Origin of the sequence: Streptococcus parasanguinis (genome assembly GCF_901875555.1) — a bacterium.
Lineage (GTDB): Bacteria > Bacillota > Bacilli > Lactobacillales > Streptococcaceae > Streptococcus > Streptococcus parasanguinis_H.
Genome location: NZ_CABFMD010000002.1, coordinates 24,291 through 37,526 on the forward strand (window position 1 = coordinate 24,291; position 13,236 = coordinate 37,526).

Annotated in this window: 15 protein-coding genes and 1 riboswitch; of the genes, 14 read left to right on the forward strand and 1 reads right to left on the reverse strand. The window is 42.2% G+C overall.

The features are described 5' to 3' along the window. Positions 1-70 precede the first annotated feature (70 nt). The 6 genes from JX304_RS00580 (at position 71) to JX304_RS00605 (ending at position 6,381) form a co-directional block, all read left to right on the forward strand. Positions 71-994, forward strand: coding sequence for a hypothetical protein (locus JX304_RS00580; RefSeq protein ID WP_239649385.1), 924 nt, complete (start codon positions 71-73; stop codon positions 992-994). A gap of 32 nt (positions 995-1,026) precedes the next feature. Next, positions 1,027-1,752, forward strand: coding sequence for an alpha/beta fold hydrolase (locus tag JX304_RS00585; RefSeq protein ID WP_205010797.1), 726 nt, complete (start codon positions 1,027-1,029; stop codon positions 1,750-1,752). Positions 1,753-1,934: 182 nt separating this feature from the next. After that, positions 1,935-2,918 (forward strand): GMP reductase, encoded by a 984-nt coding sequence (locus tag JX304_RS00590; RefSeq protein WP_200773273.1) that lies wholly within the window; start codon positions 1,935-1,937, stop codon positions 2,916-2,918. Next, a riboswitch (purine riboswitch) is annotated at positions 2,908-3,003 on the forward strand. (Overlaps the previous gene by 11 nt.) Positions 3,004-3,090: 87 nt before the next feature. Next, the gene (locus JX304_RS00595; RefSeq protein ID WP_205010798.1) at positions 3,091-3,672 is read left to right on the forward strand and encodes a xanthine phosphoribosyltransferase; all 582 of its coding nucleotides are present in this window, start codon (positions 3,091-3,093) and stop codon (positions 3,670-3,672) included. Beyond that, on the forward strand, positions 3,672-4,931 hold the full coding sequence (locus JX304_RS00600) for a nucleobase:cation symporter-2 family protein (protein WP_205010799.1): 1,260 nt from the start codon (positions 3,672-3,674) through the stop codon (positions 4,929-4,931). Before JX304_RS00595 ends, JX304_RS00600 begins: the two co-directional genes overlap by 1 nt. Before the next feature lie 112 nt (positions 4,932-5,043). After that, positions 5,044-6,381: an MATE family efflux transporter gene (locus JX304_RS00605; RefSeq protein WP_205010800.1), complete on the forward strand. Its 1,338-nt coding sequence runs from the start codon at positions 5,044-5,046 to the stop codon at positions 6,379-6,381. Between the two features lie 45 nt (positions 6,382-6,426). Here JX304_RS00605 and JX304_RS00610 read toward each other — a convergent pair whose 3' ends face one another. After that, positions 6,427-6,609 carry a 4-oxalocrotonate tautomerase gene (locus JX304_RS00610; protein ID WP_001117401.1) on the reverse strand — a complete coding sequence of 61 codons (183 nt, stop codon included), beginning with the start codon at positions 6,607-6,609 and terminating at the stop codon, positions 6,427-6,429. A gap of 114 nt (positions 6,610-6,723) precedes the next feature. Between JX304_RS00610 and JX304_RS00615 the strand changes: the two genes are divergently transcribed. The 8 genes from JX304_RS00615 to JX304_RS00650 are packed head-to-tail and all read left to right on the forward strand — an operon-like array spanning position 6,724 to position 13,212. Next, positions 6,724-7,308 (forward strand): thymidine kinase, encoded by a 585-nt coding sequence (locus tag JX304_RS00615; RefSeq protein ID WP_205010801.1) that lies wholly within the window; start codon positions 6,724-6,726, stop codon positions 7,306-7,308. 21 nt (positions 7,309-7,329) lie between these two features. Then, the gene (locus JX304_RS00620; protein ID WP_205010802.1) at positions 7,330-7,809 is read left to right on the forward strand and encodes a GNAT family N-acetyltransferase; all 480 of its coding nucleotides are present in this window, start codon (positions 7,330-7,332) and stop codon (positions 7,807-7,809) included. A gap of 9 nt (positions 7,810-7,818) precedes the next feature. Beyond that, positions 7,819-8,898, forward strand: coding sequence for a peptide chain release factor 1 (gene prfA / locus JX304_RS00625; RefSeq protein WP_205010803.1), 1,080 nt, complete (start codon positions 7,819-7,821; stop codon positions 8,896-8,898). Beyond that, positions 8,898-9,734 carry a peptide chain release factor N(5)-glutamine methyltransferase gene (gene prmC / locus JX304_RS00630; protein ID WP_205010804.1) on the forward strand — a complete coding sequence of 279 codons (837 nt, stop codon included), beginning with the start codon at positions 8,898-8,900 and terminating at the stop codon, positions 9,732-9,734. The genes prfA and prmC overlap by 1 nt, the downstream gene beginning before the upstream one ends. Further along, the gene (locus tag JX304_RS00635; protein WP_205010805.1) at positions 9,721-10,335 is read left to right on the forward strand and encodes an L-threonylcarbamoyladenylate synthase; all 615 of its coding nucleotides are present in this window, start codon (positions 9,721-9,723) and stop codon (positions 10,333-10,335) included. The genes prmC and JX304_RS00635 overlap by 14 nt, the downstream gene beginning before the upstream one ends. A gap of 35 nt (positions 10,336-10,370) precedes the next feature. After that, the gene (gene glyA, locus JX304_RS00640) at positions 10,371-11,627 is read left to right on the forward strand and encodes a serine hydroxymethyltransferase (protein ID WP_205010806.1); all 1,257 of its coding nucleotides are present in this window, start codon (positions 10,371-10,373) and stop codon (positions 11,625-11,627) included. An 8-nt stretch (positions 11,628-11,635) separates the two neighbouring features. Further along, positions 11,636-12,610, forward strand: a complete 975-nt coding sequence (locus JX304_RS00645) for a nucleoid-associated protein (RefSeq protein ID WP_205010807.1) — start codon at positions 11,636-11,638, stop codon at positions 12,608-12,610. Beyond that, complete coding sequence (locus JX304_RS00650) at positions 12,610-13,212, forward strand: lysozyme family protein (RefSeq protein ID WP_205010808.1); 603 nt, start codon at positions 12,610-12,612, stop codon at positions 13,210-13,212. Before JX304_RS00645 ends, JX304_RS00650 begins: the two co-directional genes overlap by 1 nt. Positions 13,213-13,236: the final 24 nt, after the last annotated feature.

Sequence of the window (13,236 nt, forward strand, 5' to 3'; positions counted from 1 at the left end):
CCTCGTTTAATCGAAATAGTTTGTGTAAAAAACTAAGAATTGATTGATCTCTAAAAATAGATAGGAGTATATGAATCGAATGAAATATCTAAAGGCCCTCAGCTTTCGAACTAAGGTGATTATGGGTTTAGCTTTGTTAGCTCTCTTTGCCTCCTCAGCTTATTCCTACGCCTGGCCTAAATATGTTCAGTGGAAGGAAGACCATGAAGTACAGATTGTTAAAACAAAGGTTGAAAGAATAGAAACTTTTGGATCTCAGAATCGCTATGTTTTTCATAAGACAAGTAGACCTAATGGTTCATATGTTTTATCTAATCATTTTGTTACAAAGAATGCTAAATTTGTAGGCAGAGGATCTAATCAGCCGGTTGAATTATCATTTGATGTCTATGATCTTAATCATTTGAAGAATCCACCGAAAAAGATTGATGTGGTCAAACTTTTACAAACCTATGATCAGAGATACAAACTGGACTTTCAGGCAAGAAGAGGATATTCGGATAATGGTAGAGATTATATGGTTCTTTCTTTGGTAAATAAGGAAAACGATAAAGATAAGAAAGAAGTTGCTTTAGATTTAGAAAGTGAGAAGATTATGCGGGCACTTTCTGAAGATAAGACGGAAACTAAATGGATCCCCTTTTCGTTTTCTTACACCAATCTAGACGACATAACTACTGAGTATGGTTTTATAAGTTATTATGATTTATCATATAATGAAGATGATGACGGTAGAAAGAATACTAATCTAAATTTTCTAAAGGAATACCCTAGTTACTATAAAGATATGAAAGGGTTAGCTAGAGTAGAAGTTAGACAAGGAGACTACAATGATCCGGAAGCTATTTTCCAAGATATGCGCCATTGGTTTGCGCCAGTTGGTCAGGATAAATTAGATGTTATTGCAACAGATCCAAAGACAAATGAGCAAACTCCGATCAATACGTATCAGGAATACAAGGAGTGGTACGAAACACATCGAGATCACTTATAGTTTTTAGAATTTTAACAGTTAGGACAGAACACATGCAGTATTATTTTATTGGTGGCCTAGGTAGCAATTGCTACCATCTGGCGCCACTTATCGATGAGCTCGGCTTTCTGGTAACCTTTCTAGATCCCTACAGGGAAATGATTCAGACAGAAAAAGAGCTTCGTGCTTGGTTTCAAGGTCAGATTGGGCAAGCTGAAGAGATCTGTTTATTGGGGCATTCTTTGGGGGGAGATTTGGCTCGTTGTCTGGCTGCAGCGTTCCCTCAGATAAAGGCTCTGATTCTCTTGGATGGGGGCTATCTGGATATGGAAAAGATCCTGCCTTTGGAGGAAGAACTAGAGGGTACATCGTCCTTCATGCAGCAGCAAGTCTTTTCGACATTGGAAGAAGCCGTGTTAGCAGAATTCGGTGATGGAGCAGATCCTACGCCTATAGCGCGAAAAGCAGTAGAGGCTAGTTATCGCTGGAATCCAGCGAGTGAACAATATGAATTAAATCTGGATCTAGAAAAGGTCTTGGCCTTATTGCGTCTACGGCGTCAGATCAAGGCTGACCAGATTTCACTTTCGGACAAGCCCGTCCTCTTTATTGGCCCTCGATACCAAGAAGAACCTGAATGGAGGAAAGCAGCTCTGAATCAACTTGATCCCAAGATCCAGCAAGTCTTGCTAGAAGGCTTGGGGCACGAACTGTATACAGAGGCGCCAGAAATTGTAGCTAGAGAAGTCAACAATTGGCTCCAAAATGTTCATAAATAGAACCTGTTCCTCTTTTTGAAACAGGTTTTTATCTTGTAATTTCCGAACGTTTTTTCCTATAAAATCATTCCCATTGCATTAGGTCCGTATCTTTGGTATAATCTATCAAGGAAACGTCAAGAGACGTAGCGATGCGCTTGCGCATAGGTAGGTCAGTTTTTAGAAAAGAGATTTTTCAATCTATGTTAAATGAATTTCCTATTTTCGACTATGAAGATATCCAGTTGATTCCCAACAAATGTATCATCAATAGCCGTTCTGAGGCGGATACGACCGTTCAGTTTGGCAATCATACCTTTAAACTTCCTGTTGTGCCGGCCAATATGCAGACTATTCTAGATGAGGATGTAGCAGAACAGTTGGCGCGTGGTGGATACTTCTACATCATGCACCGGTTTGACGAAGCAGGTCGGATTCCCTTTGTCAAACGAATGCACGATCAAGGCTTGATTGCTTCGATTTCGGTCGGTGTTAAGGAATATGAGTATGACTTTGTGAGTCAATTAAAGGCAGATGCACCCGAGTACATCACCATTGATATCGCCCACGGCCATGCGGATAGTGTGATTCGGATGATCCATCACATTAAGAAAGAATTGCCAGGTACCTTTGTCATTGCTGGAAATGTCGGCACCCCTGAAGCTGTCCGTGAATTAGAAAATGCGGGAGCTGATGCGACCAAGGTCGGGATCGGTCCTGGTAAGGTTTGTATCACAAAGGTTAAGACTGGATTTGGTACAGGTGGTTGGCAATTAGCAGCTCTACGCTGGTGCTCAAAAGCGGCGCGCAAGCCGATCATTGCGGACGGTGGAATTCGGACCAATGGTGATATTGCCAAATCCATTCGTTTTGGGGCTTCTATGGTCATGATCGGTTCGCTTTTTGCAGGCCATATTGAAAGTCCTGGTAAAACGGTAGAGATCGACGGTGAGTCTTTCAAAGAGTACTATGGATCCGCTTCAGAGTACCAAAAAGGTGCTTATAAGAATGTCGAGGGTAAGAAAATTTTATTACCTGCTAAGGGGCATCTCCAAGATACCTTGACAGAAATGGAGCAAGATTTGCAAAGTTCGATCTCGTATGCAGGAGGCCGGAAATTAGCGGATCTGAAGCACGTCGACTATGTGATCGTGAAGAATTCTATCTGGAATGGCGATGCACACTAATTCAGTTACTTATTTATTTCACGAATGGGCGTGATGTTTCTACAAGGTGCCGGAACACCTAACAATAAGTAAGTCGGGATTATTTCTCTTCCTAGAGAGATTTCAAGGCTTGCTTAGCAGGCCTTTTTGTGTTTTGTGAATGAGTAGAGGAGTGTTTAAAGTAGGAGGAAGTATGAAATTACTGGAAGAACGCATCTTAAAAGATGGCAATGTTTTAGGGGAAAATATCCTCAAGGTGGATTCCTTTTTGACCCACCAAGTGGATTTCAAATTGATGAAGGAAATTGGTCATACCTTTGCGGATCATTTCAAAGACGCTGGTATCACCAAAGTTGTGACCATTGAAGCATCTGGGATTGCGCCTGCTCTTTATGTAGCAGAAGCGCTGGATGTTCCCATGATCTTTGCTAAGAAAGCGAAAAATATCACCATGAATGAGGGCATCTTGACGGCTGAGGTTTATTCCTTTACCAAGCAAGTCACCAGCACCGTTTCGATTGCGGGTAAATTCTTGGATCCAGCAGATAAGGTCTTGATCATTGATGATTTCCTTGCGAATGGCCAGGCGGCTAAAGGCTTGATCCAAATCATCGAACAAGCGGGTGCTAAAGTGGAAGCCATTGGAATTGTGATTGAGAAATCCTTCCAAGATGGTCGAGGATTGTTAGAAGACTTGGGATATCCTGTGGTATCTCTTGCGCGTTTGGATCGTTTTGAAAACGGTCAGGTTGTATTTAAGGAGGCAGACATCTAATGCAAAAGCAAGAAAGCCATTCGCAAGCGGCTATTTTAGGCTTGCAACATTTATTAGCCATGTATTCGGGATCTATTCTGGTGCCGATCATGATCGCGGGAGCCTTGGGCTATAACGCTCATCAGCTAACTTACCTCATTTCTACAGATATCTTCATGTGTGGGGTAGCGACTTTCCTTCAAGTCCAGCTCAATAAGTACTTTGGGATCGGTCTTCCGGTTGTCCTTGGGGTTGCCTTCCAGTCCGTGGCACCTCTCAGTATGATCGGAGCTAGCCATGGTAGTGGTGCCATGTTTGGTGCCTTGATTGTTTCAGGGCTTTATGTCATCCTTGTCTCTGGTTTCTTTTCAAAGATTGCCAACCTCTTCCCATCGATCGTGACGGGGTCGGTCATTACGACCATTGGTTTGACCTTGATTCCTGTAGCGATTGGAAACATGGGAAATAATGCAGCCAAACCAACCGTTCAAAGCTTGATCTTGGCCTTGATTACGATTCTCATTATCTTGGTTGTCAATATCTATACGACAGGCTTTATCAAATCCATCTCTATTTTGATAGGGTTAATCGTAGGGACAGCTATTGCGGCCTCTATGGGCTTGGTGGATTTCACACCGGTATCGCAAGCACCAGTGGTTCACGTTCCAACACCATTCTTCTTTGGAGCTCCTAAGTTTGAAATCACTTCAATCTTAATGATGTGTATCATCGCTACAGTTTCTATGGTGGAATCAACAGGGGTTTATCTTGCCCTTTCAGATATTACCAAAGATCCGATTGATAGCACGCGCCTCCGTAATGGCTATCGTGCTGAAGGGTTGGCCGTTCTTCTCGGTGGTATCTTCAATACCTTCCCTTACACTGGATTCTCACAAAACGTTGGTTTAGTGAAATTGTCTGGTATCAAGACCCGTCTTCCAATCTACTACGCAGCCGGTTTCCTCGTTCTTCTTGGTCTCCTTCCTAAGTTTGGAGCTTTGGCGCAAATCATCCCAAGCCCAGTTCTTGGTGGAGCGATGCTGGTCATGTTTGGTTTTGTATCTATTCAGGGGATGCAGATCCTTGCGCGTGTTGATTTTGAGCACAATGAGCACAATTTCCTCATCGCAGCTGTATCGATTGCTGCTGGGGTTGGCTTGAACAACAGCACGCTCTTTAACGGCCTTCCAACTGGATTCCAAATGTTCTTTGCAAACGGAATCGTGGTCGCAAGTGTCTTGGCGATTATTCTCAATGCAATTTTGAATCGCAATAAATAATTATTTCAAATTTACCGAAGTTCCTTGGATCTTCGGTTTTTTGACTTTTAAGGAAACATATAGTAGAGTGGAAGAGGAGAAAATTTTTTTTGATGAGAAGAGAGTTAGAATCATGTATTTAACCTATCACTTTAAAGAACGCCTGCGCTTGTTTATAAGCTTATTTTTACCGATTTTGATTTACCAATTGGCCAATTATTCTGCTAGTTTTGTTGATACAGCCATGACAGGTCAGTACCGGACCCTTGATTTGGCTGGGGTTTCTACAGCTACCAGTCTGTGGAATCCATTTTTTACTTTCCTGACCGGGATTGTCTCTGCTCTGACACCGATTGTTGGGCATCACTTAGGCAAGGGAAATAAAGAACGGATTGCTGGCGATTTTTACCAATTCCTCTATATGTCATTTGCGATGGCCATTCTCTTAATAGGCTTTGTCTGGGGGATTGCGCCAATGATTCTCAAGCAGATCGGCTTAGAAAATGTTGTTGCTCAAATAGCCATTCGCTACTTATATTTCCTTTCTCTAGGAATCTTACCCTTGTTGCTCTTTAGTATCGTGCGGACCTTCCTTGATACCTTGGGCATGACACGACTATCCATGTACTTGATGCTCTTGCTTTTGCCTCTCAATGCCTGTTTTAACTACATCCTGATCTATGGGGCATTTGGTTTTCCTGAGATGGGAGGAGCGGGAGCAGGTCTTGGAACCTCTCTGGCCTACTGGGTCTTACTGGCTATTGCAGTTTTGATCTTGTGCAAGCACCCTAAGGTAGCACCTTTCCAATTGTGGAAGTCGCAACCTTATGATTTTAAAGGGATGAAAGAAGTATTGCGCCTTGGGCTTCCAATCGGTGGAATTGTTTTTGCAGAAGTCATCATCTTCTCGCTGGTTGGCCTGTTAATGGCAAAATTCCCATCACTCACTATTGCTAGTCACCAATCGGCCATGAATTTTTCTACCCTGATGTATGCCTTTCCGATGAGTATCTCAAGCACCATGGCCATTATCGTGTCTTACGAACTGGGAGCTGGAAGACCAGAAGTTGTCAAACAATATTGCAGATTGGGCCGCCTGACAGCCTTTGGCTTTGCCATTGTCACTCTTGTCTTTCTTTATACCTTCCGTTTCCAACTGGCAGGTCTATACGGCAAGGATCCAGTCTTTGTGCAACAAACTGCAATTTTCATGACCTATAGTCTCTTTTTCCAAGTAGCTGATACCTTTGCAGCACCCCTTCAAGGGATTTTGCGGGGTTATAAGGATACAACCGTTCCATTCTTATTAGGAGTTTTTAGCTATTGGTGTATTTCTATTCCTTTAGGGATTTTCCTTGATCATGTGACCAACCTTGGTCCCTATGCCTATTGGATTGGTCTTATTTCTAGCCTTGTCGTGAGTGGTATTTGTTACCAGATGCGACTATGGCAGATTCAAAAAAAATACTAGGTATCCTAAAAAAATCTACCAGAAAGTCAATCTGGTAGATTTTGTTTATTTAGTGCGCATTTCACCTTGAGGGAAGTAAGTTCCTTCAGGCATATCATTAATGATAACGTGAACAGCTGACTGAGGAGCGCCAGTATTGCGGACAACAGCCTCCGTTACTTCTTTAGCGAGGGCTTTCTTTTGTTCCAAAGTGCGTCCTTCAAATAGATCAATTCGTACAAATGGCATGGGGCCACCTCCTAAATTTTTTATAGGACTATTTTATCACATTTTGGGATACAAAGGTTAGCAAAATTATGGTAAAATGATAATGGAACACATTTTAGAGAGAACAGAAGGAAAATGGCACAATTATATTATAAATATGGGACCATGAACTCTGGGAAAACCATTGAGATTTTGAAGGTGGCCCATAATTATGAAGAGCAAGGTAAGAGCGTCGTCATCATGACCTCGGCAATCGATACCAGAGATGGAGTAGGAGTGGTTTCTAGCCGGATTGGTATGAAACGGGAAGCCGTTGCGATCGAAGACGAAACCGATATCTTTGGTTTTATTCAGAACCAAGCAATCAAACCTTACTGTGTCTTAATCGATGAAGCTCAGTTTTTGAAACGACACCATGTTTATGACTTGGCTAGAGTTGTGGATGAACTGGATGTGCCTGTGATGGCTTTTGGCCTTAAAAATGATTTTCGAAATGAACTCTTTGAGGGGTCTAAACACCTCCTCTTGTTGGCAGACAAGATTGAGGAGATTAAGACCATCTGCCAATACTGTTCCCGCAAGGCGACCATGGTCTTGCGCACCCAAGCGGGTAAACCTGTCTACGATGGAGAACAAATCCAGATCGGTGGACATGAGACCTATATCTCGGTTTGCCGCAAGCATTATTTTAATCCGGACATACCATCCGAAAGCGTCTAGAACGTTTTAGAGAGGATAAAAATGTCTATTTGTTTAAAATATATTACAATAGAGAATTATTTTGACGTTTTAAATCTAGAAGTTCATCCAAACCAAAGGAATTTTATTGCATCCAATTCCATTAGTTTAGCTGAAGCCTATGTTTATGATAAAAATGGTGATTTTATAGTTCCCTTAGCAGTTTATGATAAGGAAGCATTAATTGGTTTTGTTATGATTGCCTATGACCAGAAAATTGGGATCAGCAAGGGAAATTACTTGTTATTTCGTTTTATGATCGATCAACGATTTCAAGGTTTAGGCTATTTTAAACCGATTATGGATGCAGTCATTGACTTTGTTTCTACAGAGCCAGCTGGAAAAGCAACAAGTCTTTGGTTATCTTATGAACCAGAAAATAAACATGCAAGATCTTGCTATCTCCATTATGGATTTAAAGAAACTGGCCAAGTAATAGAAGACGAAATTGTAGCAATCTATGATCTAACAACCAAGAATTAAGGAGCAAATATGAATATCTATGATCAACTACAAGCTGTAGAAGACCGTTACGAAGAGCTAGGAGAATTATTGAGTGACCCAGATGTGGTCTCTGATACCAAACGCTTTATGGAGCTTTCAAAAGAAGAGGCTTCCACTCGTGACACGGTAACAGCTTATCGAGAATACAAACAAGTCCTTCAAAATATCGTCGATGCTGAAGAAATGATCAAGGAAGCAGGCGGCGATGCAGATTTGGAAGAAATGGCCAAGCAAGAGCTCAAAGATGCCAAGGCTGAAAAAGAAGAGTACGAAGAAAAACTGAAGATCTTACTTCTTCCAAAAGATCCAAACGATGACAAGAACATTATCTTGGAAATCCGTGGAGCAGCAGGAGGAGACGAAGCACAGTTATTTGCGGGCGACCTCTTGCAGATGTATCAAAAATACGCGGAAAGCCAAGGTTGGCGCTTTGAGGTCATGGAAGCCTCTTACAATGGCGTTGGCGGGATCAAAGAAGTAGTAGCCATGGTCTCTGGTCAATCGGTCTATTCAAAACTTAAGTACGAATCAGGAGCCCACCGGGTACAACGCGTTCCTGTGACGGAAAGCCAAGGTCGTGTTCATACCTCGACAGCGACCGTTCTCGTCATGCCTGAAGTGGAAGAAGTCGAGTATGACATTGATCCCAAAGACCTTCGGATTGACATCTACCACGCGTCTGGTGCTGGTGGACAAAACGTCAACAAGGTCGCAACAGCCGTTCGTATCGTTCACTTGCCAACCAATATCAAGGTAGAGATGCAGGAAGAGCGGACGCAACAAAAGAACCGTGATAAGGCCATGAAGATCATCCGTGCGCGTGTGGCTGACCACTTCGCTCAGATTGCCCAAGATGAGCAAGATGCAGAGCGGAAGTCAACGATTGGTACTGGTGACCGTTCAGAGCGTATTCGAACCTATAACTTCCCACAAAACCGTGTGACCGATCACCGGATTGGCTTGACCCTTCAAAAATTGGATACTATCTTATCTGGTAAATTAGATGAAGTGGTCGATGCTTTGGTCTTGTATGATCAAACACAAAAACTAGAAGAGTTGAACAAATAATGTTGTTGGGATCATTATTAGCCCAGTATGAAGACGCATTAATAGCCGTTGGAGAGGAAGCAGAAAGCCTCTCCTTCGCGTATCGAGATTTAAAAAACTGGACCTTTACAGACTTTGTCCTTGCCTTGCAAAAAGAAGTGGAAGTAGAGGATCAGGCCTTGCTTCTATCCATCTTTGAGCAGTTGAAACATCACATCCCTGCCCAATATATTATTGGGAGCGCAGAATTTTGTGGCCATGTTTTTACAGTTGATGAGCGCGTGCTGATTCCACGCCCAGAGACTGAGGAGTTGGTCGCTCTCATACTTGAGGAAAACGATGGGGAAGCCTTACGAGTTCTGGATATTGGAACGGGAAGTGGTGCCATTGCGATTAGCATAGCCCTTGCTAGACCTAACTGGCAGATTCAAGCTAGTGATGTGTCAGAGGAGGCCTTAGCCCTGGCTCAAGAAAATGCCCAGCAGTTAGAAGCAGTCGTTTCCTTTAAGTCTTCAGATGTACTAGATAATCTAGAAGGTCCCTATGACCTGATTGTGTCCAACCCTCCCTATATCTCGCGGGACGATGTAGAAGAAGTTGGAGCTAACGTTTTAGCCTCTGAACCCCACTTAGCTCTCTTCGCAGACCGTGATGGATATGCTATCTACGAAAAGATTGCCCGGCAAGCACCAAGTGTTTTAACACCAGAAGGAAAGATCTATCTAGAAATTGGCTATAAGCAAGGAAGCAAGGTAAAAGAGCTTTTTCAAGAGGCATTTCCCAACAAACAAGTTCGAGTTTTGAAAGACCAATTTGGACAAGATAGAATGGTAGTAGTAGACAATGGATTACATTGATAAAGAATTAGAAGCAGGACGTGCGGTTATTCTGCCAACTGAAACAGTCTATGGTATTTTCGCTAAAGCTTTGGATCAAGTGGCAGTTGATTATATTTACGAATTAAAACGTAGACCTAGAGAGAAAGCCCTGAATTTGAATGTGGCAGATGAAAAAGATATTCGAATTTATTCGAAAAATCAACCTAGCTATCTAACAAAACTGATTGAATCATTTTTACCTGGGCCTTTAACTATTATTCTTCAAGCAAATGAAAAGGTGCCTGACTGGATTCATTCAGGAATGTCTACGGTTGGCTTTCGGATGCCAGCCCATCCAAAGACATTGGAATTAATTCGTAAATATGGTCCTTTAGTTGGTCCTTCTGCAAATCTATCTGGACATGCTAGCGGAACAAAGTATGAAGCTATTGTAAAAGAATTTGATCAGGTAATTCCTGGCTTTGAGGATGATGACTTCTTGACAGGTCAAGATTCAACTATTTTGGATATCTCTGGTTCCAAAGCGAGGATTTTGCGCCAAGGTTCGATTACAAAAGCTGACTTGCTTGCACAAGTGCCCGAACTTTCTTTTGAGGAAGATGACCTTCCTCTGTCATAATGTATATAAAAAATTATTTAATAAGGAGTAGACCTATGATTTTTGATAAAGAAGATTACAAAGCCTATGATGCAGACCTATGGAATGCGATCGCTAAAGAAGAGGAACGCCAACAAAACAATATCGAGTTGATTGCTTCTGAAAATGTCGTCTCTAAGGCGGTTATGGCAGCGCAAGGGTCTATTCTAACCAATAAATATGCAGAAGGTTATCCAGGTCGCCGTTACTACGGTGGGACTGATGTTGTAGACATCGTCGAAAGTCTGGCAATTGAACGCGCTAAGGAAATCTTTGGTGCTAAGTTTGCTAACGTTCAACCCCATTCAGGTAGTCAGGCCAACTGTGCTGCCTATATGGCCTTGATTGAGCCTGGAGACACTGTTATGGGAATGGATCTGGCTGCAGGTGGGCATTTGACGCACGGAGCTTCTGTAAGCTTCTCAGGACAAACTTATAACTTTGTATCTTACAGCGTAGATCCAGAAACAGAACTCTTGGATTTTGATGCTATCTTAAAACAAGCCCAAGAAGTCAAACCAAAACTCATTGTTGCTGGTGCCTCAGCCTACTCTCACATTATTGATTTCTCAAAATTCCGTGAAATTGCAGATGCAGTAGGAGCTAAGCTCATGGTTGATATGGCCCATATTGCTGGTCTAGTGGCAGCAGGTCTTCACCCAAGTCCAGTTCCTTATGCCCATATCACGACAACAACCACTCACAAGACCCTTCGTGGTCCTCGTGGTGGCTTGATCTTGACTAATGACGAGGAGTTAGCTAAGAAAATTAACTCTGCCATCTTCCCTGGTATTCAAGGAGGACCTTTGGAGCATGTCGTTGCAGCTAAAGCCGTTGCTTTCAAAGAAGCGTTGGATCCTGCCTTTAAAGAGTATGCCACTAACGTGATTAAGAACAGTCAGGCTATGGCTGATGTCTTCTTGCAAGATCCTGATTTCCGTGTCATTTCAGGCGGAACTGAGAACCACCTTTTCCTTGTCGATGTGACTAAAGTCGTTGAAAATGGGAAAGTGGCGCAAAACTTACTGGACGAGGTCAACATTACCCTCAACAAGAACTCTATTCCTTATGAAACCTTGTCTCCATTTAAGACCAGTGGGATTCGGATTGGTGCAGCAGCCATCACTGCTCGCGGTTTTGGTGAAAAAGAAAGTCGCACCGTTGCTGAACTCATGATCAAAGCGCTGAAGAATGCAGATAAAGAAGCAGTCTTAGAAGAGGTGCGTGCTCAAGTCAAAGCCTTGACAGATGCTTTCCCACTTTACGAGGACTAAATCATCTTATGGATATTTACGTAAAGAAAGCCATCATTCATCAATTCAGCCCAGATGATACCGATCTCTATCTGGCAGATAAATTCCTCAATATCACACCTAAAATTGAGGAATACCTGCGCAAGAAGATTGAGCGAGTTTATTCCGATGAAGCCAAGACCGGTATTTTCGAAGAGGACAATCCTTTTCTTGAGATGATTTCAGATGATCTGTTAGAAACATCTGTCGCAGTAGCGAATCGCTGGAAGGAAGAATTTGTCATCTCTGAGAATCAAAAGACCAACGATTTGGTATTCGTCCAATTCTCGAAAGAAGGAGTGGAGCATTTTGCCTTTCTCCGAATCGCTTTACGAGAAACCTTGACCCATCTTGGCGGTGAAGTGGACAATCCGATTAAGTTGACGCAAAACAATCTGCCTGGTTTTGGGACTGGTGCTGATGAGGCCTTGGTCATTAATCTTCAAAGCCGCAAATACCACTTGATTGAAAAACGGATCAAGTATAACGGGACCTTCTTGAATTATTTTTCTGAGAATCTCTTGCAGGCGCAACCCAAGATTTCTCCTAAAAAATCGATCAAGGCACTAGAAAAAACAGCCCAGAAGATTGCGGAAAGCTTTAATACAGATGATTTTCAATTTCAATCAAAGGTTAAATCAGCTATTTTCAATCATATCGAGGAAGAAAATAAACTCTCTCCAGAGAAATTAGCAGATGATCTCTTTGACGATAATTTGACAGCTCGTCTCAGTTTTATTGACCAAGTCAAAGAAGCGGTACCTGAACCTGTCACTTTTGAAGAAATTGATGCAAGTCGCCAGTTGAAGAAGTTTGAAAATCAGAAATTGTCATTGTCAAATGGAATTGAACTGATCGTTCCGAATAATGTCTATGAAGATGCAGAATCTGTTGAATTTATTCTAAACGAGAACGGGACCTATTCTATTCTGATCAAAAACATTGAGGATATACAGAGTAAATAATGATTAAACGCATAGTGAAAATCTTCTTATTCATCTTACTTATATTTGGAATCTACAAGGGGATCCAGATCCACCATGATGTCAAACAAGTCATGCAGTATCGCTCTCTGGTTAGAGAAGTCCTTGCTGAGGAGGATACCACAGCCAATGAAAACCTCATTCTGGCTATGATCTATACAGAGACAAAAGGTCGAGAGGACGATGTCATGCAGGCTAGTGAGAGTGCAAGTGGTGAGACCAATACCATTAGTGATAATAAGGCCAGCATTCGCCAAGGTATTCAGACTCTTTCAGATGAGTTAAAAGAAGCCAAGAAAAAAGGGGTTGATAGCTGGACAGCTGTTCAAGCCTATAATTTCGGGAAAGATTACATTGATTATGTAGCTAAACACGGTGGAACAAATTCCCTAGAGTTAGCACGCGCTTATTCGCGGGATGTAGTAGCTCCGAGTCTTGGCAATGTAACTGGTGAAACTTATCTTTATTTTCACCCTATCTCTCTTTTAAACGGGATGGAACTCTACATTAATGGGGGGAACATTTATTATTCTCGTTTAGTAGAAACCAATATGACAATTATGAAGCTATTTTCATGGTTTTAATCAGTCAAGTCAGAGAGAGTGGGA

Excerpts from the sequence above, each read along its gene's own strand:
- JX304_RS00580 (WP_239649385.1), top strand. The coding sequence starts at position 71 with ATGAATCGAATGAAATATCTAAAGGCCCTCAGCTTTCGAACTAAGGTG.
- JX304_RS00585 (WP_205010797.1), top strand. The coding sequence starts at position 1,027 with ATGCAGTATTATTTTATTGGTGGCCTAGGTAGCAATTGCTACCATCTG.
- JX304_RS00590 (WP_200773273.1), top strand. The coding sequence starts at position 1,935 with ATGTTAAATGAATTTCCTATTTTCGACTATGAAGATATCCAGTTGATT.
- JX304_RS00595 (WP_205010798.1), top strand. The coding sequence starts at position 3,091 with ATGAAATTACTGGAAGAACGCATCTTAAAAGATGGCAATGTTTTAGGG.
- JX304_RS00600 (WP_205010799.1), top strand. The coding sequence starts at position 3,672 with ATGCAAAAGCAAGAAAGCCATTCGCAAGCGGCTATTTTAGGCTTGCAA.
- JX304_RS00605 (WP_205010800.1), top strand. The coding sequence starts at position 5,044 with ATGTATTTAACCTATCACTTTAAAGAACGCCTGCGCTTGTTTATAAGC.
- JX304_RS00610 (WP_001117401.1), bottom strand. The coding sequence starts at position 6,609 with ATGCCATTTGTACGAATTGATCTATTTGAAGGACGCACTTTGGAACAA.
- JX304_RS00615 (WP_205010801.1), top strand. The coding sequence starts at position 6,724 with ATGGCACAATTATATTATAAATATGGGACCATGAACTCTGGGAAAACC.
- JX304_RS00620 (WP_205010802.1), top strand. The coding sequence starts at position 7,330 with ATGTCTATTTGTTTAAAATATATTACAATAGAGAATTATTTTGACGTT.
- prfA (WP_205010803.1), top strand. The coding sequence starts at position 7,819 with ATGAATATCTATGATCAACTACAAGCTGTAGAAGACCGTTACGAAGAG.
- prmC (WP_205010804.1), top strand. The coding sequence starts at position 8,898 with ATGTTGTTGGGATCATTATTAGCCCAGTATGAAGACGCATTAATAGCC.
- JX304_RS00635 (WP_205010805.1), top strand. The coding sequence starts at position 9,721 with ATGGATTACATTGATAAAGAATTAGAAGCAGGACGTGCGGTTATTCTG.
- glyA (WP_205010806.1), top strand. The coding sequence starts at position 10,371 with ATGATTTTTGATAAAGAAGATTACAAAGCCTATGATGCAGACCTATGG.
- JX304_RS00645 (WP_205010807.1), top strand. The coding sequence starts at position 11,636 with ATGGATATTTACGTAAAGAAAGCCATCATTCATCAATTCAGCCCAGAT.
- JX304_RS00650 (WP_205010808.1), top strand. The coding sequence starts at position 12,610 with ATGATTAAACGCATAGTGAAAATCTTCTTATTCATCTTACTTATATTT.